Below are 20187 nucleotides of genomic sequence, written 5' to 3' on the forward strand. Positions count from 1 at the left end.
GCATTTATAGTAACCAAGATTAATCAAAAATGCCATAGAGATTCTGTATGCATTCCCATTAAGGTATAAGATTTATGAGTTATCAGTGTGAGCAAGGGACAGAAATTTGGTCTTATTGTCATTCAGTTTGGCAGCTACAACTATCGGCCCGGACTATATTCACACTAATGCTATTTGTCTGAAGAATATTTGACAAACAAACCTGTGAGGGAAACGCTTTCACTTGAAAATTTGTCAAAGATGCACTGCATTCCCGTAGCCATCAACCTGTCGATGCGTTCACGTTTCTGAGCAGCTGTTAATATCCTGTCCCGGCGCATCATTTCAATTTGGGCGTTCAATGCCTTGACCGGCTTTTGGGTAGCTCCCATCACATAACTTCCCAGCGTGCCTGTGTTTCCATGAAGTTATGTGCCACCAGCTACAACAATGTGCCTAAATCGGTGTCCGGTTTTAGTTGACCGTTACACCTGTTATTGAGGCTTTAAAGAGTCAAATGGCAAAGGGCGACATTGTTATTCGCTCGGTTCCGTTGGAACAGCATGGAATGCGATGCTCAAGAAGGCGGGAATAAAACACAGAAAAGCCTATGAATCTCGCCATACATTTGCATGTTGGGCACTAAGCGCGGGGACTAACCCAAACTTTGTTGCTAATCAAATGGGTCATGCATCAGCACTGATGATTTACAACCTGTACGGAAAATGGATGTCAGAAAACAACCTTGATCAGATGGCAATCTTGCACGCTGGTTTTGATAATGGTGCCCCACTGATGTCCCAAACAATAGCTATCTGATATAAATTTCTTATATATCAATAGTTATCTGGCCCACTGCGGTTTATTCAAGATGTGGTCTTGCCAATCAATCACTTCACTCTCGCGCACAGCAATATGACGTACCGAAATTCGCTCGCCATGCATGGCCGATTTTGAACCTGTTAATAAGGGGTGCCATTTGGGTAAGTCATGACCTTCACCAATTAAGCGATAGGCACAGGTGGGTGGCAACCATTCAAAAGTCACCAGATTTTCGCGAGTTAACTTGATGCAATCTTCTTCTAATTCAAAGCGACGCTCATAATTACGGCATTGACAGGTTTTAATATTGAGCTGATCACAGGCCACATTGGTGAAGTAGATTTCATCAGTGTCCTCATCAATCAATTTATTCAAACAACATTGACCGCATCCGTCACACAGTGATTCCCATTCGCTATCTGACATCTCTGCGAGTGTTTTTTGTTGCCAAAAAGGAAGTTGTGACATAACGGTATCCGGTGTAGTGAATAAATATAGAGTTAAATGAGCGGGTCGTTATAGACGCTTTGGCTACCAGATGCAAGTTTTGCCGCCAGAACCATAACCCTGACGGCATATATTCACTTAAAGTACACGGGTGCTCAACGTCTTGCCATTCAGGCCAATTTTTAGCATATCGCCCGAAGCCATCGGCCCGACGCCTTGTGGCGTGCCGGTCAAAATAATATCACCAGGCCGTAAGGTAAAGAAGCGGCTGATATAACATATCAATGGCAGGATAGGTGTAATCATATCGCGGGTGTTTCCCTGCTGACGGACTTCATCATTAATGACCAGAGATAACTCGGCCTGTTGCGCATCACCAAACTCAGCGACAGGAATAAAACCCGAAATCGGACACGAACCATCAAATGCTTTGGCCTTTTCCCACGGCTGGCCCGCCTTTTTCAACCCAGACTGTAATTCGCGCAAGGTTAAATCTAATGCCACACCGTAGCCCACAATCGCGCGGGCAGCTCTATCTTCATTGGCTTGTTTTAACGGCATACCGATCAAAACGGCTAATTCTACCTCATGATGTACAGCACCAAACTCTTTCGGAATAGCAACCGGCTGGCGAATATCACACAATGCCGTTTCAGGTTTGATAAACAGCACTGGCTCGACTGAGGTGGTACTGCCCATTTCTTTAATATGTTCGGCATAGTTACTGCCTACGCAAACCACTTTATTTACTGGAAATTCCAGCAAAGCCCCTTGCCAGTCTCTATGTTGATACATACTGCCTCTCCTGATTACAATCCTGATAGACACTACCCGCCGCCAAAAACGCTGGTGTACGGCGCATTTTGGCTACAGGCTTTATTGACTAATGCCATCTGCCATCATACCAATGCTGATGGCGAAATAGTAAGAACGATTCCAGTGCATAATAGTGCGGAAATTATCATAAACCAGAAACGCGCGCCCTTGCACATCATCAGGCACGATCACCCAGGCACGTAAGTCAGGGTTAGCGACACTCCCCTTGGGGACAACACCCAGTTGCTGCCATTGTGCCACTGTCTTGGCTTGACCGTCTTTCAAGCCAGCAAGTGCAACATTGAAGCCCTCTGGCAACTGTGCTTCCTGACCCCAACCGATACCCGGTTTCCACCCCTCAGTAGACAGATAGTTAGCAGTAGAAGCAAATACATCATCAATATTATTCCAAATATCGACTTTGCCATCACCATCACCGTCAGCACCATAGGTCAGGAAAGAGCTGGGCATAAACTGGCTTTGCCCCATAGCACCAGCCCATGAACCTTTTAACTGCGGATCTTCAACCCGACCTTGTTGAATAATCTGCAATGCGGCGATCAACTCTTTGGTGAAAAACGCCTCGCGCCGCCCTTCAAATGCTAAAGTCGATAAAGCTGAAATCACATCTTCCTTACCTTGAATCTTACCAAAACCACTTTCCATTCCCCACAGCGCCACAATATAGCGCTCAGGGACTCCGTAACGTGCCGTCACTTGTGATAGTTGGGGTTGGTAGCGCTGATATATCTCTTTGCCTTGGGCTATTTTGCTCGGTGTCAAAACTTTGGCGAGGTAATCATCCAGTGTGACCTTTTTTTCTAACTGGTTTCGATCTGATTGAATCACCCGATCAACAAAATGAATATTGGCAAAAGCAATATCCAGCGTCGCCTCACTGATCCCTTTGGCACGAGCCTGAGCTTTCAATTGTTCAACATAAGCAGGAAACTGCGCCGGGTCACGCCCCTGTTCGGATAACATTTTTTTGTTGTTATTGCTGGTAGGTGATGGGGCTGCTTGCGGTGCAGCAACCGGTGTTTGTATTGGCGCGGCTGTGTTCTTATTAGCACACCCCAAAGATATAACAGCCGCAAAAGCGACTGTAATCATTGACAATTTCATCGACGCGTTCCTTTATCAAGCCACAAGCCGTGAGGGAACTAGGCTTTCGTTTCACCCAAATGCATTTTTAATAAGCTTTCTGGCGGCGGTGGGACTTGCAGATAAAACCCCTGCTCTACGAGTGCGCTTTTCACTTTTTCGATATCCGCTGTGGCTAAGCTTTTACGCTCATTAAGTGAAAGCTGCATCGCAAATTGGGGTTTACCAAAGCTGCTGAGTAACTCAGCCGGCACTCGCGAAAAATCGTCTTTCTTTTCAATATAAAGGTAAGTTTGATCCCGTTTCGGGCTTCGGTAGATAGCACAAAGCATATTCTGGACTCTAGTCGATAAATTCAATAGTCATAGCAGGCGATTATAACACGCCCTGCTATATCACCTATCCGAGATATCAATAGACGGGAATATCGATACCGATACGGGCAGCACAAGGGTCCGGAACTAAGTAGGAATTTCTAGCGTTGTCTGCGCGTGGGCGTTGTTGATATTCCCGCTGTTGGCATTTCACCTGTTTTTCTTGTTCATTCCGTGCCGCCTCTGCATCCTTTCTCGCTTTTTCTTCATCCAGTTGGCGTTGCCATGATTGAGCATCAAGGGCGGTAGCCCCCAATGCCTTACGTTTTTCAAGATAATCTGTAGAAACTTTACTATCTTTTGGAATATCAGCGTGATAGCTAAAATCAGCCCCAACTTGCAATGGTGTTGATATGACAATAACGCAGATAAATGATAGCGGGATGAAATTCCTTTTCATCATTGATTTCCTTTAGATTAATGAATGTAGAAGCCGAAAAATATCACAAAATGATTATCATTCTCAATATTAAATAACTAAAAATAGCGGTAATTTGTCTCGTTTATAGACAAAAGCAAAACCATTCAAGTTTGTGACTCATTTCGGCTTTGTCGATACATGGCTCAGATTGACAAAGTATTGAGTGAGATTTCTCCGAAATAATATTACGAAGTATTTCACTCATCGGATAATAGCCACATTACACCCTCATATTTCTTCATCATAAAAACGATAATAACGAGTATGAAGCCAGTCTGGCTGTTGAAAAAATAAACAACACAATCATGACAGTGATATTAACCAAATATTGACAAACCGGGGCTAGCGAATAAGGAGAAGTTATGCTGTAATTTCCTACAAGATTGGCATCATTGGGATGTTGGGATTCAATATATTGATACGGATAGATTTATTTTTATATTACCTATAACATGCTTGGGAAGATCAGAATATTGTACCCCGAATGATATTCCGGGGATTAAACGCAGCTGAAACTGAGTCAGGATAGATGTCACAATCGCCAATTGAGTTAAAAGGCAGTAGTTTTACCCTATCGGTCATTCATTTACATGATTCCCGACCGGAGGTAATCCGTCAGGCATTACAGGAAAAGGTCGATCAAGCGCCCGCTTTCCTGAAAAACGCCCCTGTTGTGATTAACGTTGCAACGTTACCTAACGGTGCTAACTGGAAAGATCTCCAACAGGCTGTCACTTCAGCGGGTCTGCGTATTGTTGGCATCAGTGGTTGTCAGGATGAACGTCAAAAACGTGCGATAGCGCGGGCTGGTTTGCCATTACTGAGCGAAGGTAAAGGTCAGAAAATGGCACCAGAGCCGGTGGTGAGTCCGCCGGAGAATGTTCCTACCAAGACGCGAATCATCAACACGCCTGTCCGTTCTGGCCAACAGATTTATGCCCGTAATTGTGATTTGATTGTTATCAGTAGTGTCAGTGCTGGAGCTGAATTAATTGCCGACGGTAATATTCATATCTATGGAATGATGCGCGGTCGTGCGCTAGCAGGCGCATCAGGTGATGCGCAGTGCCAGATTTTTTGCACGCATCTGGGTGCTGAACTAGTCTCTATCGCAGGGCAGTACTGGTTGAGTGATCAAATACCCAGTGATTATTTTGGTCAAGCTGCGCGTTTGCATTTGCTGGATAACGCATTAACTATACAACCTTTAAATTAAGCCCTTTTGACAAGGAATCCATTTCATGGCACGCATTATTGTTGTTACATCGGGTAAAGGGGGCGTTGGCAAGACCACATCAAGCGCGGCTATCGCAACCGGCTTGGCCCAAAAAGGTAAAAAAACCGTTGTTATCGATTTTGATATCGGACTGCGGAACCTAGACTTGATTATGGGTTGTGAGCGCCGGGTGGTTTACGATTTTGTTAATGTGATTCAAGGTGACGCCACGTTGAACCAGGCATTAATAAAAGATAAGCGCACGGATAATTTGTATATTCTGCCCGCTTCTCAGACCCGTGATAAAGACGCTCTGACCAAAGAGGGTGTCGAAAAGATTTTAAACGATCTTGGCGAAATGAATTTTGAGTTTGTAGTGTGTGACTCACCTGCCGGCATCGAAAGCGGTGCGTTAATGGCACTGTATTTTGCTGACGAAGCTGTCATCACGACCAACCCTGAAGTTTCTTCAGTTCGTGACTCAGACCGTATCCTCGGGATATTGTCATCCAAGTCACGCCGAGCTGAGAATGGTCAGGAACCAATTAAAGAACATCTGCTGTTGACCCGCTACAACCCAGGGCGTGTTAATCGCGGCGATATGCTTAGCATGGAAGATGTCCTTGATATTCTGAGGATACCACTGGTTGGCGTTATTCCAGAAGATCAGTCCGTATTGCGCGCCTCGAACCAAGGCGAGCCTGTGATTCTGGACAAAGAGTCAGATGCCGGTAAAGCTTATGACGATACCGTTGACCGTTTGCTAGGAGAAGAACGTCCCTTCCGCTTCATTGAAGAAGAGAAGAAGGGCTTCCTGAAACGCCTTTTTGGGGGATAAACCATGGCTTTGTTAGACTTTTTTCTGTCCCGCAAAAAACCGACAGCCAATATAGCCAAGGAACGGCTGCAAATTATCGTCGCTGAGCGTCGTCGTGGGGACAGTGAGCCCCATTATTTGCCTGACTTGAAACGCGATATTTTGGCGGTTATTTGTAAATATATTCAGATCGACCCTGAAATGCTGCATGTGCAATTTGAGCAGAAAGGGGATGATATTTCGGTACTTGAACTTAACGTGACATTACCGGAAACGGAAGAAACGCCTAAATGATTTCTTCGCAATAGCTACCCCCTGTATTTATTTACAGGGGGTAATTCTTTTTTTGTTAGCTGTATATATATACAGTTTTATTTTTGTTATATATATACCCGCCCAAACAAGAAAATCCTTAACGCTTATTTCTGCTATTAATATTGCTGTAAAATCTCAGTCAATTCCGTAGCCATTAAATCTCCACGCCAGCCACTTAATAACTCAGGTTGAGTTTCTGCTGACTTCAATTTCCAATGCCAACTCAGTAATTGGTTTATTTGCCGGCGTGACGCTAACAATTCACTGCTTAACCCACTGCGCTCACTGACCGACACAATAAGTGCTTTAATATCTTTAAAGACTTTCTTGTAGCCCGGCTGATCAACCAGATTGATAACCGGTGGCGGCAGTTGATCTTCAGGAACGGCATTCCCTTCGACAACCAGTGCCAGTAAGGTGCGGCCATGATAGCGAATCTCCTGCCCACTTAAACCCAGAGAGTCAAGCTCACCCAGCGAAGTTGGCTGATAACGGGCAACTTGCCACAGGTTCTCTTCGCGAACCACAAAGTTCACCGCCAGATCACGTTCACGAGCCTGACGTAAACGCCATGACGCCAGCTTTTGCAGACAAGCCAACTGATGGCCGCGCAATTGCCAGGCATTGGTGATTTCACGGTAGGCTAATTCGGGATCGAGTGTTTCACTGCGACGGCGACACAACAGCTCACATTCGTCTTTAGCGGCATCCATACGCCCTGCTGCTTCGGTCGCTTCAACTAATTTAGTGGCTAACGGTAACAGGTAAAATACGTCAGCAGCCGCATAATCACACTGCTTTTCACTTAGCGGACGAGCAATCCAATCCGTGCGAGATTCGCTTTTATCTAATTCGACCCCTTCAAATTCATTCACCAACATGGCGAAACCGCAAGATAACGAACGGCCAGAAAATGCCGCCAACACCTGAGTATCAATCATCGGTGTAGGCATGAGTTCAAAAGCATTCAAGAACACTTCGAGATCTTCACTCCCGGCATGTAGGTATTTCACTACATTTAAATCTTGCAACAACTCACGGAAAGGCTGCCACTGCGTGATGGGCAAAGGATCAATCAGCGAAAGTTGTTCACCGTCATACAGTTGAATCAGGCCCAACTGAGGGTAGTAGGTGCGGGTTCTGACAAACTCTGTATCCAGCGCAACATGGGCATGTGTTCGGGCTTGTTCGCAGACCTGCTGCAACGCACTGTCGGTCGTGATCAACTGATAATTCAAAACGTGATTCTCTATTAGTCGTTAGTTCTATGGCAAACACAACAACGCCGGTGATAACCGGCGTTGTTGATGATGATTGAGTGACTCCCTCGTTAAGCTAAGCCGCGTTTTGCTCGCTAGTCTTAGCTTTAATCTGATCGTCACGCAGTTCCCTGCGCAAAATTTTGCCAACATTCGATTTTGGCAACTCGTCACGGAACTCTACTATTTTCGGTACTTTATACCCTGTTAGGTAGCGGCGGCAATGGGTTAGCAGCTCTTCCTGAGTCAATGAGGCATCTTTTTTTACGACAAACAATTTTACTGTCTCACCGGAAACCTCATTAGGCACCCCGACAGCGGCAGACTCCAGCACTTTCGCATGTAACGCCACCACATCTTCAATCTCGTTGGGGTAGACGTTAAAACCTGAAACCAGAATCATATCCTTTTTACGATCAACGATGCGCAAGAAGCCTTGTTCATCTAGCGTCGCAATATCACCTGTTGCCAGCCATCCGTCTTTTAATACTTCATCTGTTGCTTCAGGGCGTTGCCAATAGCCTAACATAACTTGCGGCCCGCGCACCCACAGTTCGCCCGGTACCCCCATGGCAACATCATTGCCTTCATCATCCACTAACCGAACATCGGTGGAAGGCACGGGTAAACCAATACTGCCACTGTAATGTTTCAAATCATAAGGATTACCAGTGACTAACGGCGAACACTCGGTCAAACCATAACCTTCCAGTAAATGTTTCCCGGTCAATTTTTCCCATTTTTCGGCCACCGCTTTTTGTACGGGCATACCGCCCCCCACCGAAAGCCGTAATGTCGAGAAATCTAATTTGGTGAATTCTTCATTATTTAACAACGCATTAAATAACGTATTCACTCCCGTTATTGCCGTGAAGGGGTAGCGACTGAGCTCTTTCACCGTACCAGCAATATCACGCGGGTTGGTTATCAGTAAACTGCGCCCGCCCAACTCGATAAATAACAGGCAGTTCATGGTTAAAGCAAAGATATGATAGAGAGGCAGTGCCGTCACTACCAACTCGTGACCTGGCTGCAACAATGGCGCGTAAGCAGCCTTGGCCTGCTCCAGGTTTGATTGCATGTTACGGTGCGTTAACATGGCCCCTTTCGCCACGCCGGTAGTACCGCCGGTGTACTGCAAGAACGCCATATCGGTATTGATGACATCCGGCTTCACATACTGCATCCGCCGACCTTTCTGTAAGGCGGTGCGAAATGAAATGGCATCAGGTAAATAGTATTTTGGCACCAGGCGCTTGATATATTTCACCACAAAATTAACCAGAGTCCCTTTTGCGGTCGACAATTGGTCGCCCATCCGCGTCAAAATGACGTGTTTGACCTGGGTCTTAAATACGATTTTTTCCAATGTATGAGCAAAGTTGGAAACAATAACGATGGCCGCAGCGCCACTATCATTAAGCTGGTGTTCTAATTCTCGCGGGGTGTACAAGGGGTTAACATTCACCACAACCATTCCGGCGCGCAGAATACCAAACAAAGCGATAGGATATTGCAGCAGGTTCGGCATCATCAATGCAACACGGTCGCCTTTTTGTAACCCCAAGCCTTGCTGTAAATAGGCGGCGAAAGCACGGCTACGCTCTTCCAGCTTACGGAAGGTCATCACCTCCCCCATATTGATGAACGCAGGTTGGTCCGCATAACGCAATGCGGCATTCTCAAACATTTCCACCAAAGAAGAATAGCGATCCGGGTCAATTTCTGCGGGGACATCTGCCGGATACCGCTTGAGCCATACTTTTTCCAAGGTAGCACTCCTGAAATTATTATTAGTCGCCCAAATAGGGAGGCAAACTTATTTACACCAGAACTTTAACAATATTTTAACTCAGCTTACCAGTTTGCTTTTAAACAATTTTGAGGTTGGGATATACATCACTATTTTCTGGCGTTGAGATCATAGAAATAATCAAGTTGAAAAATAAATCTCAGTAAAATCAACATACTATTTTAATTTAATAAAATTAAATAATATAAGCTTTTGATTATAAAATCTTTTATTAAAATTCTGCATGTGATAGATGCAAAAAGGGCGCTGAATTCAGCGCCCTTCTGTTAAATACACTTCCGCGCAGGTAACCGGCCCACTACTCCGTAACGATAGTTTGTATCGGTGCTGGCCCCGGATTGTACCAACCGCCCCACCCAGGCCCCCACATGCCAGGGTTACGATAACCCCAAGGCCCCATGGTTGGCGGCATCAATACTTGTTGTTCAAGGTGCCAACGCTTATAACCCGTAACATTCATCACCACGAAGTCATAAGGGGTCATGCCGATTTTACCCGCTTCAACACCGGTAATCGGCCCGACAACAGTGACAAGATGCCCACGGAAATCGACCGGTTCCAGGAAACCATTCACATAAGCAATAACACGCCCTTGTGAAGGTTCACCCAAAATAGGTCTGGCTCCGGAATCTAACGGTACGCTAGCAATTTCAAGCCGGGTACGTCGAGCCTCGTTGGTCACATTAATAACCGTTCCACCAAAGCGCGCTTCCTGACCGATAAATACTTTCGGATCGGTTCGAACCAAATTAAGGTTTTGCTGTGGTGTCGCAGTTGTTCCCTGAATCGCTGGCGGGATCGTGACACAACCGGAAAGTAGCAAAACGCCTAATCCTAGCCAACCATACATCCATTTATGGCTTCTGTTCCTGGTAGGTTGAGTTGTTGACGTTATTATCGCCATAACCTGAGGCTCCTTATCATATCTCTATCTTGGTATTTTAGACTCTAAACAGCATGACAAGTTGCTATCTTCTTAATTCTTCAAATTACAGCAGCAACGCCAGGTTCTAGCGACCAGGAAGTTTTTTCCAGGTCACTTCATTGCGCAGATACACCGGCTCGGCATTCTCCACATTGACAACCTGCCCATTCGCCCATGATGATAATGCCAGCGGCAACATATCTTCGGCATGGGGCAAGGTGATTTCACCGTCAACCAGCACTACACTGCTGCCGCTAATCAGATCAGGATAAGTCTGCCAGCCCGTCCCCACCGTTGACCAAGTGCCACTCAATGATTGCGCGTGCTCCAGCGCTTGTGCCGGTGTCATCACCGCTTCACTCGCGTCGCCAAGCCACAGCCCTGCGTCGTTGCGCTCAAATTCGCCCCAATAAACTTCGCCCATCCGCGCATCTATCGCCGCTAAAACGCGAGATGCCCCTGTCAGGCGAAACGCCCCCTGAGCCATGGTTTGCAAGGTAGAAACACCGATCATTGGCAAATCAGCGCCCAATGCCAGCCCTTGGCCAATGCCGATGCCAATTCTTACACCGGTAAAGCTGCCGGGGCCACGACCAAAGGCCAGTGCATCGAGTTGTTGCAGTGATAGGCCCGACTCAGCCAACACTTGCTGCACCATCGGTAAAATTCGTTGAGTATGTTCTCGTGGGCAAAGCTCAAATAAAGCCTGAACCTCACCGTTGTTCCAGAGTGCGACAGAACAAGCTTCTGTTGCGGTATCGATCGCTAAAATTCGCGTGGACATGCCAACCTCGGCAGGAAAAGAAGATGAATTCAACACAGGGCGCGCATGATAGCACACCCCTCCTCGCTTTTCCCTCAATCGCGCTGCTTGAGAAAAGCGATAGCTTTCGCTAAATCACGGGTACGGGGCGCGGGGGGCAAACTATTAAGGAACATCGCGCCATAAGGGCGCATCACCAAACGGTTATCACAGATGACTAACACGCCGCGATCATCAATATCACGAATCAAACGCCCGACACCTTGCTTGAGCGTAATAACGGCATCGGGTAATTGCACATCATTGAACGGGTCGCCGCCACGCAGGCGGCAATCTTCAATGCGCGCTTTCAACAAAGGGTCATCCGGTGAGGTAAACGGCAGTTTGTCGATGATAACGCAAGATAAAGCATCACCCCGCACATCCACCCCTTCCCAAAAGCTGCTGGTCGCCACCAACAGCGCATTGCCCGCCGCCACAAATTGCGCCAGAAGCTGCCCTTTGCTGGTTTCCCCTTGCACCAATACCGGTAACGTCATGCTGGCGCGGAACTCTTCCGCCAGCCCGCGCATCATCTGGTGCGAGGTACACAGGAAGAAACAGCGCCCTTTATTGGCATCAATCAACGGCTTTAGCATCACGGCCAGTTTACGCGCCGCCCCCGGCTCATTGGCGGAAGGCAGATTGCGTGGCACGCACAGCAATGCTTGATTGGCGTAATCAAACGGGCTAGGCAGCAACAGTGTCCTGGCATTGGTCAGCCCCAGTCGGGAGGTGAAATGCTCCAACTGATCATTCACCGACAGTGTGGCTGAGGTGAAAATCCAGGTGCCGGGTTTTTCTTCGATTAACTCGCGAAAGCGGTCAGAAACTGAGAGTGGCGTGAGCGCCAGAACAAAATGCCGTGAGTTACATTCATACCAATAGCTGTAACCGGGCATGGAGACATCTTTTAATCGTTTCAGGCGGTTGCGATACACCGTAGCGCGTTCAAAGGCCGCATCCAGCATGGCGCTACGCCCCAAAGAAAGCTTCATAACGTCGTAACACAGCTCCAGCGCATCATCGAGCAACAGCAACGCCCGCTGAATGGCAGGTTGCTCCATCACATCGCGCAGATTACCGCGATAACCTGGATCCCCCAACACCAAACGAAAATCTTGTGTACTTTGTGTCAGGCGGTCGGCACTTTTTTGTAATTGCGCTGAGTCACGCACCTCAGTGCGATAGGCAATAATAATATCTTTTGCCAAATCCATTAGCTGCCTACTGGTCAGTTGCTGACCAAAATATTGACTGGCAATATCAGGTATCTGATGGGCTTCATCGAAAATCATCACGTCGGCAGTGGGGATAAGTTCTGCAAACCCGCTCTCTTTCACCACCATATCCGCCAGAAACAAATGGTGGTTCACCACTACCACGTCAGCATCCATCGCCCGACGGCGCGCTTTGACCACAAAACAATCTTTGTACAGCGGGCAATCGCTGCCCAGACAGTTATCATTGGTGCTGGTGACTAACGGCCAGACAAAGCTGTCTTCTGCCACTTCACCACAGGTACTGATATCACCGTCAACGGTTTCCGCCGACCAACCGCGCAGTCGAACTAAATCCACTAAAGTTTCACTGGCAAGTTCGCCACCCGCCAGAGATTGCTGTTCCAGTCGCTCCAGACACAGGTAGTTCGAACGGCCTTTGAGTAACGCCAACTTTCCTTTGTATTTTAGGGCCGTCGCGACCGTGGGCAGATCGCGGGAATAGAGTTGATCCTGTAATGCTTTGGAGCCAGTGGAGATAATAACTTTGCAATCAGCCCGTAAGGCGGGTGCCAAATAAGCAAATGTTTTCCCCGTACCAGTACCGGCCTCCACCACCAATTGTTGTTTGGCATCAATAGATTCACTGATTGCCGCAGCCATCTGGCGCTGGGACTCACGGGGATTAAAACCTGTAATGGCCTGTGCTAATGCACCATCTGTTGCAAAATCGTCTGTCACGCTGTCTCTTCCGGGCGAAATCAGCGGTGATTATGCCAAGCCTAACGCCTCACGACCACACATTCTCGCGGCGAGCTATGCTACTCTAATGCGATAACTGACATTCACATTCACACAAGGGAGTGAAAATGAGTATTGAGCGCATTAATCCAGAAAAACGTTGGTCAGACGCAGTGGTATTTAACAACACTATCTATTACACCAGCGTACCGGAAAATTTGGATGCAGATGCTACGGCGCAGACGGCAAACACCCTGGCTGCGATTGATATGATATTGAATCAGCTCGGCTCAGATAAAAGCCGTATTTTGGATGCCACCATTTTTCTGGCTGATAAGGCCGACTTCGCGGCGATGAATGCAGCATGGGATGCCTGGGTGGTTGATGGCAGTGCGCCGGTCCGCTGTACCGTAGAAGCCAAGCTGATGAATCCAAAGTATAAAGTTGAAATCAAAATTATTGCGGCTATTTGATTAGCAGCCAAATTTCCTTGGCTTGTCTCAGACTAATCACAACGTGAATAGGCGGGGAAATGTGCCGAATGGGTCGTAGCGGCGTAAGCCGCCGGAGCGCCCATCGGCGCAGTCGCCCCGCCAGACTCCAGATTAGGATAGCTTTATCATTACCATGCCAGCCAGCAACAAGGTCAAGCCGATCCAGCCTTTATAGTTCAGGCGCTGATTAAATAAGATCCAACCGGCTGCTACAGTGGCGGCGATACCGAACCCGCCCCATAAAGCATAAGCCACTGACAACTCAATACCTTTTACTGCCTGTGCCAACGCACTGAATGCCCCTAACACTGACAGCAGCGATAATATGCCCAGCCACACGCGGCGAAAACCATCTGACATTTTCAGCAAGATATTGGCGATGATTTCCAGAACGACAGCTAAAAGCAGAAACGCGATATGGTAAAACTCAAGCTGTTGCATGATTATCACCTGAGTTTCTGCTTTGACTGTTTGCTTTCTTCGGCTTACGAGTCCCTGATTTCACTAACATTATGCCACCGACCAGGGTGACTAAACCGGCAATTTTCAGTGGCGATAAGCTTTCATCAAACCACAACACACTGAAGACTGTAATAATCAGGATACCAATCCCTTCCCACAGAGCATAGGCCACACCTAAGGCCACTTTCTTCACTGCCAGCGCCAGCATGATATATGAGCCAGTTATCATAAAATACATCACGATATGCCCGGTCATCTCACCACTGATACTGGCGTATTTCATTGATAACGTGCCGATAATTTCAGCAACAATCGCTAAACCTAAAAATATCCAATAAATCATCATTCTTCTCCTAACACGCATAAACGCACGCTAAGGTCTATTTGTTACGGTTATCCTCACTCGGCACCCTATTCACAGGGAATAGACGTGCGCAGGCCGTAAGAAATAGAAACTCACTTGGCGTATAAATTTGGTTAACTACGGAAGAAGAACGACGCTACAGCTCGCTGCACCAGTGATGCTCACTGGCCAGAATGGCGGACAGGAAGAGTTGACAGGTAGAAGGTTTGAAAGTAATTCCATTAATTTTCATCATAATATATCTCTTTTTTTTAGCCACACGCGGTTTAGCTACATTCTTGTATGCAAAACTTAGTGTGATACGCCTAAAACCCTCATCAAATTGGAATAATTAACTGCTGTATTTTTACCACAGTCAATTTTATAAAGCAAACCATCAATTTGGTAAATAGTTTATAAAAAGAGATTATAAAATAATAAGTTAGTGATTCCAAAAAAACAAAACCCCTGCATCGCAGAGGTTTTATCATTGGCAACGAATGCCTGTATCTCCCATCAGTTCAGGAGGTTAGAGCAACTTATGCGCTAGCACCGGCAACAGCTTGTTTGGCTAATTCAGTAATGCGAGCGTAGTCACCTTTTTCCAAGGCATCAGCAGGAACTAACCATGACCCGCCGATACACAACACGCTTTTCAGCGCCAGGTAATCACGATAGTTATTCGGTGTGATACCGCCAGTTGGACAGAAACGCACTTGAGAGAATGGGCCGCCAATGGCTTGCAAGGCTTTCACGCCGCCGTTAGCTTCTGCCGGGAAGAATTTAAACTCACGCAGGCCATAACTCATGCCCAGCATCAGTTCTGAAACCGTGCTGATCCCTGGGATCAACGGTATAGAGCCTTCAGTCGCTGCTTTGAGAAGTTCATCTGTCAACCCCGGGCTAATAGCAAATTGAGCACCAGCCTCAACCACGTCAGCCAATTGCTGCGGATTAAGAACAGTCCCCGCGCCAACTATCGCTTCAGGCACTTCTTTAGCAATGGCGCGGATAGCCTCAACAGCACAAGGGGTGCGCAACGTCACTTCCAGCACCCGAACACCACCAGCCACCAGGGCTTTTGCTAATGGTACCGCTTGCTCGAGCTTATTAATCACGATCACCGGGACAACCGGGCCTGCGGTCATGATTTGTTCTGCGCTCGTTTTCCAGCTTTTCATCAGTTGTTATCTCCACTTATGCCGATTGGCATGTACTCACCCGAAGGTGTTAGTTGAAATATGGCAGGCAGAACATGCATTCCGGCTTTCTGCCTGCCATAAAGAATCACAATGCGAGCCGGCTAACGACTCTTTATTATTAATTATTTAGGCTATAGTCATAACCTAAATATTTATTCGAACTCATTCCATGAACGACCATCACGAGTGATCATGGCAACAGACGCCACTGGCCCCCATGTCCCGGATTGGTAAGGCTTAGGAGCCTCATTATCAGCAGCCCATGCATCCATGATGGAATCGACCCACTTCCAGGCTTCTTCTACCTCGTCACGGCGCACAAACAGTGCCTGAATACCGCGCATCGTCTCCAACAGCAGCCGTTCGTAAGCATCAGCCATATGCTGTTCGTTAAATGTTTTAGTAAAGCTAAGGTCAAGTTTGGTGGTTTGTAAGCGGTGCTTGTGCTCCAGACCTGGCACTTTATTCAGCACTTCAATTTCGATGCCTTCATCCGGTTGCAGACGAATGGTCAGCTTATTTTGTGGCAGTTGCTGATAAGATTCACGGAACAGGTTCAGCGCAGGGTTTTTAAAGTACACCACCACTTCAGAACATTTGGTCGGCAGGCGTTTACCGGTTCTCAGATAGAACGGCACACCGGCCCAGCGCCAGTCATCAATATCGACACGAATAGACACGAACGTCTCGGTATTGCTGCTCTTATTAGCGCCCTCTTCTTCCAGATAGCCCGGCACTTTATTACCTTGCACAAATCCAGCGGTATACTGACCACGCACCGTGGTTTCGCGCACATTGGTGTGATCGATACGGCGCAAAGAGCGCAGCACTTTCACTTTTTCATCACGGATACGGTCAGTGCTCAAATCGGCTGGCGGTGACATGGCAATCATGGTCAGAATTTGCAGCAAATGGTTTTGAATCATGTCGCGCATTTGGCCGGCCTGATCAAAATAGCCCCAACGCCCTTCAATCCCCACTTCCTCAGCGACAGTTATCTGCACATGGTCAATCGTGCGGTTATCCCAGTTTGACGCAAACAGCGAGTTGGCAAAACGCAGAGCCAACAGATTCAATACTGTCTCTTTACCTAAATAATGGTCAATACGGTAAACCTGACACTCGTTGAAGTATTCGGCAACCTGATCGTTAATCACCCTTGAGGAGGCTAAATCTTTCCCCAGTGGTTTTTCCATTACCACCCGCGCTGGCTCTTTATTCAGCCCTGCCTCGCCCAAGCCTTTGCAGATTGCACCAAAAGTATTAGGTGGCATAGCAAAGTAATTGATCGTTATGCGGTTTTTTTGATCCAACATTTTGCCCAATTTGGCAAAGTGTTTGCTGTCATTAACATCTAAATTACAGAAGTCGAGACGAGAACTGAGTTTTTGCCACAATTCATCATCCAGCTTCTCTTTCATAAAGGTATCGAGGGCTTCCTTTACCACGGCTGTGTACGCGTCTTTATCCCAATCGGCACGGCCTACGCCGATAATCCGAGTTTCAGGGTGGATGTGACCCGCTTTCTCTAATTGGTAAAGGGAAGGCAACAGTTTCCGGCGAGCCAAGTCTCCCTTAGCGCCGAAAATCACCAGATCACACGCCTGGGCTGCCTGGGCTGTATTAGTTACCGCCATGTTATTCTCCTCGTTGCAGGATATTTGTAATTTTCTTACATTACTAATGTACTCTCTTTGACTATAGCCAGTAAACCCAGATAAAAGTGGGTCAAAAAAGGTCAAAAAACACGCGATAGAGTGGCAAGCCGCGTCAAATCAGGCGGTGCAACTTTAAAATGTAATTTTATGACGTTTCTGACAACCATTTACCATTATGAAAATTAGACACAGGTCATATTCTGGTGAAAAAGAGTCACTTCTTACCAGATGCCTCTGCCAACGGGTCCCAGCTCGTAGTATATTTTCATTAAACCGGCATAGATTTCTCCTTTAAATGAAATCGGTAAAACCCATGGGTGATTCTCGATATATGAATACGCTGGAAAATATCCAAAATAATCTGGACCTCCTGAGCAAATCGGAACGGAAAGTTGCCGAGGTGATCCTCGCTTCCCCACAAACTGCCATCCACTCAAGTATCGCCACTCTCGCCAAATTGGCGAACGTCAGCGAGCCCACGGTAAACCGTTTTTGCCGTCGGTTAGACACCAAAGGTTTTCCTGATTTTAAACTTCATTTGGCACAAAGTCTGGCTAATGGCACACCTTATGTGAACCGAAATGTTGAAGAGGATGATAGTGTAGCCGCTTACACGGGGAAAATATTCGAATCGACCATGGCCAGTTTGGATATGGTGAAGAATAATTTAGATATTGCAGCCATTAATCGAGCTGTCGATTTATTGACACAAGCGAAGAAGATTTCTTTCTTCGGCCTGGGCGCATCCGCTGCCGTGGCTCATGATGCCATGAATAAATTTTTCCGCTTCAATATCCCGGTGATCTATTTCGATGATATTGTCATGCAACGCATGAGTTGCATGAATTCCAATGAGGGTGATGTCGTGGTATTGATATCTCACACTGGGCGAACAAAAAGCCTGGTAGAGTTGGCGCATTTGGCTCGTGAAAACGATGCCACCGTGATTGCCATTACCTCGCGTGATACCCCGCTGGCTAATGAAGCAACACTACCGCTGTTGTTGGATGTGCCAGAAGATACTGATATGTACATGCCAATGGTGTCGCGCATAGCTCAATTAACGTTAATTGATGTGTTAGCCACCGGATTCACGCTGCGTCGCGGTGCGAAATTCAGAGATAACCTAAAACGGGTCAAAGATGCATTGAAAGAATCCCGTTTCGATAAAAACTCACCGCGAGTCAATAGTGGTGAGTAACATGCCAGAAGCCACACGCAGAATGCAAACTCACTTTGTTTTGTGCTAGCGCAGCTTCTGAAATGGTAATCTGACATATTATTGGCACATAATTTTCACCATGGCTCCGGTAAATATTATCTGAGCCGATAAGTTAAGATAGTTTGAGTATATTTTACTATCGGATTTATTATCCGCTGTTTTAACAACACCATGCTTCACCAGTCAACGGAGTAAGAGATGTCCAGACGGCTTAGAAGGACCAAAATTGTTACTACACTGGGGCCGGCTACCGACCGCGACAATAATCTGGAAAAGGTTATTGCTGCTGGTGCTAACGTAGTCCGCCTGAATTTTTCCCATGGTAGCGCTGAAGATCATGAATTACGGGCCAATAAAGTCCGTGAAATCGCCGCCAAACTGGGCCGGCATGTAGCGATTCTTGGCGATCTACAAGGTCCTAAAATCCGTGTATCAACCTTTAAGGAAGGCAAAGTATTCCTTAATATTGGCGATAAATTCCTGCTAGACGCCAACATGGCCAAAGGTGAAGGCGACAGGGAAAAAGTGGGTATCGATTATAAAGGGTTACCTGCTGATGTGGTTCCCGGTGATATCTTGTTGCTAGACGATGGCCGTGTGCAGTTGAAGGTGATTGAAGTTCAGGGCATGAAAGTCTTTACTGAAGTCACCGTCGGCGGCCCGCTCTCTAATAACAAAGGGATTAACAAGTTAGGTGGCGGTCTATCGGCCGAAGCATTAACTGAAAAAGATAAAGCCGATATCATTACAGCGGCCAAGATTGGCGTTGACTTCCTGGCCGTCTCCTTCCCTCGTACCGGCGAAGATTTGAACTATGCTCGTCGTCTGGCCCGTGATGCAGGGTGTAATGCTAAGATCGTCGCTAAAGTAGAACGTGCAGAAGCCGTTGCTACCGATGAAGCGATGGATGATATCATTCTGGCCTCTGATGTGGTGATGGTAGCTCGTGGTGATTTGGGCGTTGAAATTGGTGACCCTGAGTTGGTGGGTATTCAGAAAAAACTGATCCGCCGCGCTCGCCAACTGAACCGTGCGGTGATCACTGCGACTCAGATGATGGAGTCGATGATAACCAACCCAATGCCAACCCGTGCTGAAGTGATGGACGTGGCTAACGCAGTGTTGGATGGTACCGATGCGGTGATGTTGTCGGCGGAAACTGCCGCAGGTCAGTATCCGGCTGAAACCGTTGCTGCGATGGCAAAAGTTTGTCTGGGTGCAGAAAAAATCCCCAGTATTAATGTGTCAAAACATCGCCTGGATATGCAATTCGATAATGTCGAAGAAGCTATTGCGATGTCGACCATGTATGCGGCAAACCATCTGAAAGGTATCACTGCGATTATCGCCATGACCGAATCAGGGCGCACTGCATTGATGATGTCCCGTATCAGTTCAGGTTTACCGATTTTTGCCATGTCACGTCATGAACATACTTTGAACCTGACTGCCATCTACCGTGGTGTCACGCCGGTGTTCTGCGATACTCACACTGACGGTGTTCTTGCGGCAACTGAAGCGGTTAACCGCTTGAGAGACAAAGGTTACCTGCTTTCCGGCGATCTGGTTATTGTCACTCAGGGTGATGTCATGGGGACGATCGGCACGACCAATACCAGCCGTATTCTGCGTGTTGAGTAATATGACTTGGTAGTAAAAGAAAAGCAAAAACCCGCTGACAGCCAGCGGGTTTTTTTATGTTTACTCATTAATTCCAGCGCTGCAACTGCGCTAA

The 20187-nt window shown here is 47.1% G+C and carries 21 protein-coding genes and 1 pseudogene; 7 read left to right on the top strand and 15 right to left on the bottom strand.

The annotated features are described in order from the left end of the window. Positions 1-170: 170 nt before the first annotated feature. Complete coding sequence (locus HU019_RS20250) at positions 171-371, bottom strand: hypothetical protein (protein ID WP_227739444.1); 201 nt, start codon at positions 369-371, stop codon at positions 171-173. Positions 372-495: 124 nt separating this feature from the next. Between HU019_RS20250 and HU019_RS08465 the strand changes: the two are divergent. After that, positions 496-798 (top strand): annotated as a pseudogene (locus HU019_RS08465) (tyrosine-type recombinase/integrase); the annotation flags it as partial. Positions 799-822: 24 nt separating this feature from the next. Here HU019_RS08465 and HU019_RS08470 read toward each other — a convergent pair. The 5 genes from HU019_RS08470 to HU019_RS08490 form a co-directional block, all read right to left on the bottom strand. Then, complete coding sequence (locus HU019_RS08470; protein WP_174849741.1) at positions 823-1269, bottom strand: YcgN family cysteine cluster protein; 447 nt, start codon at positions 1267-1269, stop codon at positions 823-825. A 117-nt stretch (positions 1270-1386) separates the two neighbouring features. Continuing rightward, positions 1387-2043, bottom strand: a complete 657-nt coding sequence (locus HU019_RS08475; RefSeq protein WP_174849742.1) for a fumarylacetoacetate hydrolase family protein — start codon at positions 2041-2043, stop codon at positions 1387-1389. Between the two features lie 81 nt (positions 2044-2124). Further along, positions 2125-3189 (bottom strand): lytic murein transglycosylase, encoded by a 1065-nt coding sequence (locus HU019_RS08480; RefSeq protein WP_174849743.1) that lies wholly within the window; start codon positions 3187-3189, stop codon positions 2125-2127. Positions 3190-3227: 38 nt separating this feature from the next. Next, on the bottom strand, positions 3228-3500 hold the full coding sequence (locus HU019_RS08485; RefSeq protein ID WP_174849744.1) for a YcgL domain-containing protein: 273 nt from the start codon (positions 3498-3500) through the stop codon (positions 3228-3230). Positions 3501-3579: 79 nt separating this feature from the next. After that, complete coding sequence (locus tag HU019_RS08490) at positions 3580-3942, bottom strand: hypothetical protein (RefSeq protein ID WP_174849745.1); 363 nt, start codon at positions 3940-3942, stop codon at positions 3580-3582. A gap of 550 nt (positions 3943-4492) precedes the next feature. Here HU019_RS08490 and minC point away from each other — a divergent pair. From minC to minE, 3 genes are read left to right on the top strand one after another with little or no spacing between them, the layout of a single operon-like run. Then, positions 4493-5179, top strand: a complete 687-nt coding sequence (gene minC / locus HU019_RS08495) for a septum site-determining protein MinC (RefSeq protein ID WP_005169220.1) — start codon at positions 4493-4495, stop codon at positions 5177-5179. 25 nt (positions 5180-5204) lie between these two features. Beyond that, the gene (gene minD, locus HU019_RS08500; RefSeq protein WP_005163000.1) at positions 5205-6017 is read left to right on the top strand and encodes a septum site-determining protein MinD; all 813 of its coding nucleotides are present in this window, start codon (positions 5205-5207) and stop codon (positions 6015-6017) included. Between the two features lie 3 nt (positions 6018-6020). Next, a complete protein-coding gene (gene minE / locus HU019_RS08505; RefSeq protein WP_002211180.1) occupies positions 6021-6290 on the top strand; it encodes a cell division topological specificity factor MinE in 270 nt (89 codons plus the stop codon). Between the two features lie 137 nt (positions 6291-6427). Here minE and rnd read toward each other — a convergent pair whose 3' ends face one another. The 5 genes from rnd to HU019_RS08530 all read right to left on the bottom strand — a co-directional run bounded on the left by rnd (position 6428) and on the right by HU019_RS08530 (position 13071). After that, positions 6428-7549, bottom strand: coding sequence for a ribonuclease D (gene rnd, locus HU019_RS08510; protein ID WP_174849746.1), 1122 nt, complete (start codon positions 7547-7549; stop codon positions 6428-6430). Positions 7550-7646: 97 nt separating this feature from the next. After that, a complete protein-coding gene (gene fadD / locus HU019_RS08515; RefSeq protein WP_174849747.1) occupies positions 7647-9341 on the bottom strand; it encodes a long-chain-fatty-acid--CoA ligase FadD in 1695 nt (564 codons plus the stop codon). 340 nt (positions 9342-9681) lie between these two features. Then, positions 9682-10287, bottom strand: coding sequence for a Slp family lipoprotein (locus HU019_RS08520; RefSeq protein ID WP_174849401.1), 606 nt, complete (start codon positions 10285-10287; stop codon positions 9682-9684). A gap of 106 nt (positions 10288-10393) precedes the next feature. Next, on the bottom strand, positions 10394-11092 hold the full coding sequence (gene tsaB, locus HU019_RS08525) for a tRNA (adenosine(37)-N6)-threonylcarbamoyltransferase complex dimerization subunit type 1 TsaB (protein WP_174849400.1): 699 nt from the start codon (positions 11090-11092) through the stop codon (positions 10394-10396). 74 nt (positions 11093-11166) lie between these two features. Continuing rightward, positions 11167-13071, bottom strand: coding sequence for an ATP-dependent DNA helicase (locus HU019_RS08530; protein ID WP_174849399.1), 1905 nt, complete (start codon positions 13069-13071; stop codon positions 11167-11169). A 128-nt stretch (positions 13072-13199) separates the two neighbouring features. Here HU019_RS08530 and HU019_RS08535 point away from each other — a divergent pair, with 128 nt between their 5' ends. Beyond that, positions 13200-13544 carry a RidA family protein gene (locus HU019_RS08535; protein ID WP_005169202.1) on the top strand — a complete coding sequence of 115 codons (345 nt, stop codon included), beginning with the start codon at positions 13200-13202 and terminating at the stop codon, positions 13542-13544. Between the two features lie 132 nt (positions 13545-13676). On the opposite strand, the gene mdtI is transcribed toward HU019_RS08535, so the two are convergent. The 4 genes from mdtI to zwf all read right to left on the bottom strand — a co-directional run bounded on the left by mdtI (position 13677) and on the right by zwf (position 17209). After that, positions 13677-14006, bottom strand: coding sequence for a multidrug/spermidine efflux SMR transporter subunit MdtI (mdtI, locus tag HU019_RS08540; protein WP_174849398.1), 330 nt, complete (start codon positions 14004-14006; stop codon positions 13677-13679). Continuing rightward, on the bottom strand, positions 13993-14370 hold the full coding sequence (mdtJ, locus tag HU019_RS08545; RefSeq protein WP_174849406.1) for a multidrug/spermidine efflux SMR transporter subunit MdtJ: 378 nt from the start codon (positions 14368-14370) through the stop codon (positions 13993-13995). Before mdtJ ends, mdtI begins: the two co-directional genes overlap by 14 nt. Positions 14371-14909: 539 nt before the next feature. Next, positions 14910-15551, bottom strand: coding sequence for a bifunctional 4-hydroxy-2-oxoglutarate aldolase/2-dehydro-3-deoxy-phosphogluconate aldolase (locus HU019_RS08550; protein ID WP_174849397.1), 642 nt, complete (start codon positions 15549-15551; stop codon positions 14910-14912). A 173-nt stretch (positions 15552-15724) separates the two neighbouring features. Next, positions 15725-17209 (bottom strand): glucose-6-phosphate dehydrogenase, encoded by a 1485-nt coding sequence (zwf, locus tag HU019_RS08555; protein ID WP_174849396.1) that lies wholly within the window; start codon positions 17207-17209, stop codon positions 15725-15727. 352 nt (positions 17210-17561) lie between these two features. Here zwf and HU019_RS08560 point away from each other — a divergent pair, with 352 nt between their 5' ends. Both HU019_RS08560 and pyk read left to right on the top strand, forming a co-directional pair. Further along, positions 17562-18431, top strand: coding sequence for a MurR/RpiR family transcriptional regulator (locus HU019_RS08560; RefSeq protein WP_174849405.1), 870 nt, complete (start codon positions 17562-17564; stop codon positions 18429-18431). Positions 18432-18650: 219 nt separating this feature from the next. Continuing rightward, positions 18651-20093 (top strand): pyruvate kinase, encoded by a 1443-nt coding sequence (gene pyk / locus HU019_RS08565; protein WP_050075484.1) that lies wholly within the window; start codon positions 18651-18653, stop codon positions 20091-20093. The last annotated feature ends 94 nt before the right edge of the window (positions 20094-20187 follow it).

The sequence above is a fragment of the Yersinia artesiana genome (assembly GCF_902726545.1).
Lineage (GTDB): Bacteria > Pseudomonadota > Gammaproteobacteria > Enterobacterales > Enterobacteriaceae > Yersinia > Yersinia artesiana.

Bases quoted from the DNA above. Each gene is read 5' to 3' on its own strand.
- HU019_RS20250 (WP_227739444.1), bottom strand. From the start codon at position 371: ATGGGAGCTACCCAAAAGCCGGTCAAGGCATTGAACGCCCAAATTGAA.
- HU019_RS08470 (WP_174849741.1), bottom strand. From the start codon at position 1,269: ATGTCACAACTTCCTTTTTGGCAACAAAAAACACTCGCAGAGATGTCA.
- HU019_RS08475 (WP_174849742.1), bottom strand. From the start codon at position 2,043: ATGTATCAACATAGAGACTGGCAAGGGGCTTTGCTGGAATTTCCAGTA.
- HU019_RS08480 (WP_174849743.1), bottom strand. From the start codon at position 3,189: ATGAAATTGTCAATGATTACAGTCGCTTTTGCGGCTGTTATATCTTTG.
- HU019_RS08485 (WP_174849744.1), bottom strand. From the start codon at position 3,500: ATGCTTTGTGCTATCTACCGAAGCCCGAAACGGGATCAAACTTACCTT.
- HU019_RS08490 (WP_174849745.1), bottom strand. From the start codon at position 3,942: ATGAAAAGGAATTTCATCCCGCTATCATTTATCTGCGTTATTGTCATA.
- minC (WP_005169220.1), top strand. From the start codon at position 4,493: ATGTCACAATCGCCAATTGAGTTAAAAGGCAGTAGTTTTACCCTATCG.
- minD (WP_005163000.1), top strand. From the start codon at position 5,205: ATGGCACGCATTATTGTTGTTACATCGGGTAAAGGGGGCGTTGGCAAG.
- minE (WP_002211180.1), top strand. From the start codon at position 6,021: ATGGCTTTGTTAGACTTTTTTCTGTCCCGCAAAAAACCGACAGCCAAT.
- HU019_RS08520 (WP_174849401.1), bottom strand. From the start codon at position 10,287: ATGGCGATAATAACGTCAACAACTCAACCTACCAGGAACAGAAGCCAT.
- tsaB (WP_174849400.1), bottom strand. From the start codon at position 11,092: ATGTCCACGCGAATTTTAGCGATCGATACCGCAACAGAAGCTTGTTCT.
- HU019_RS08535 (WP_005169202.1), top strand. From the start codon at position 13,200: ATGAGTATTGAGCGCATTAATCCAGAAAAACGTTGGTCAGACGCAGTG.
- mdtI (WP_174849398.1), bottom strand. From the start codon at position 14,006: ATGCAACAGCTTGAGTTTTACCATATCGCGTTTCTGCTTTTAGCTGTC.
- mdtJ (WP_174849406.1), bottom strand. From the start codon at position 14,370: ATGATTTATTGGATATTTTTAGGTTTAGCGATTGTTGCTGAAATTATC.
- HU019_RS08550 (WP_174849397.1), bottom strand. From the start codon at position 15,551: ATGAAAAGCTGGAAAACGAGCGCAGAACAAATCATGACCGCAGGCCCG.
- zwf (WP_174849396.1), bottom strand. From the start codon at position 17,209: ATGGCGGTAACTAATACAGCCCAGGCAGCCCAGGCGTGTGATCTGGTG.
- HU019_RS08560 (WP_174849405.1), top strand. From the start codon at position 17,562: ATGAATACGCTGGAAAATATCCAAAATAATCTGGACCTCCTGAGCAAA.
- pyk (WP_050075484.1), top strand. From the start codon at position 18,651: ATGTCCAGACGGCTTAGAAGGACCAAAATTGTTACTACACTGGGGCCG.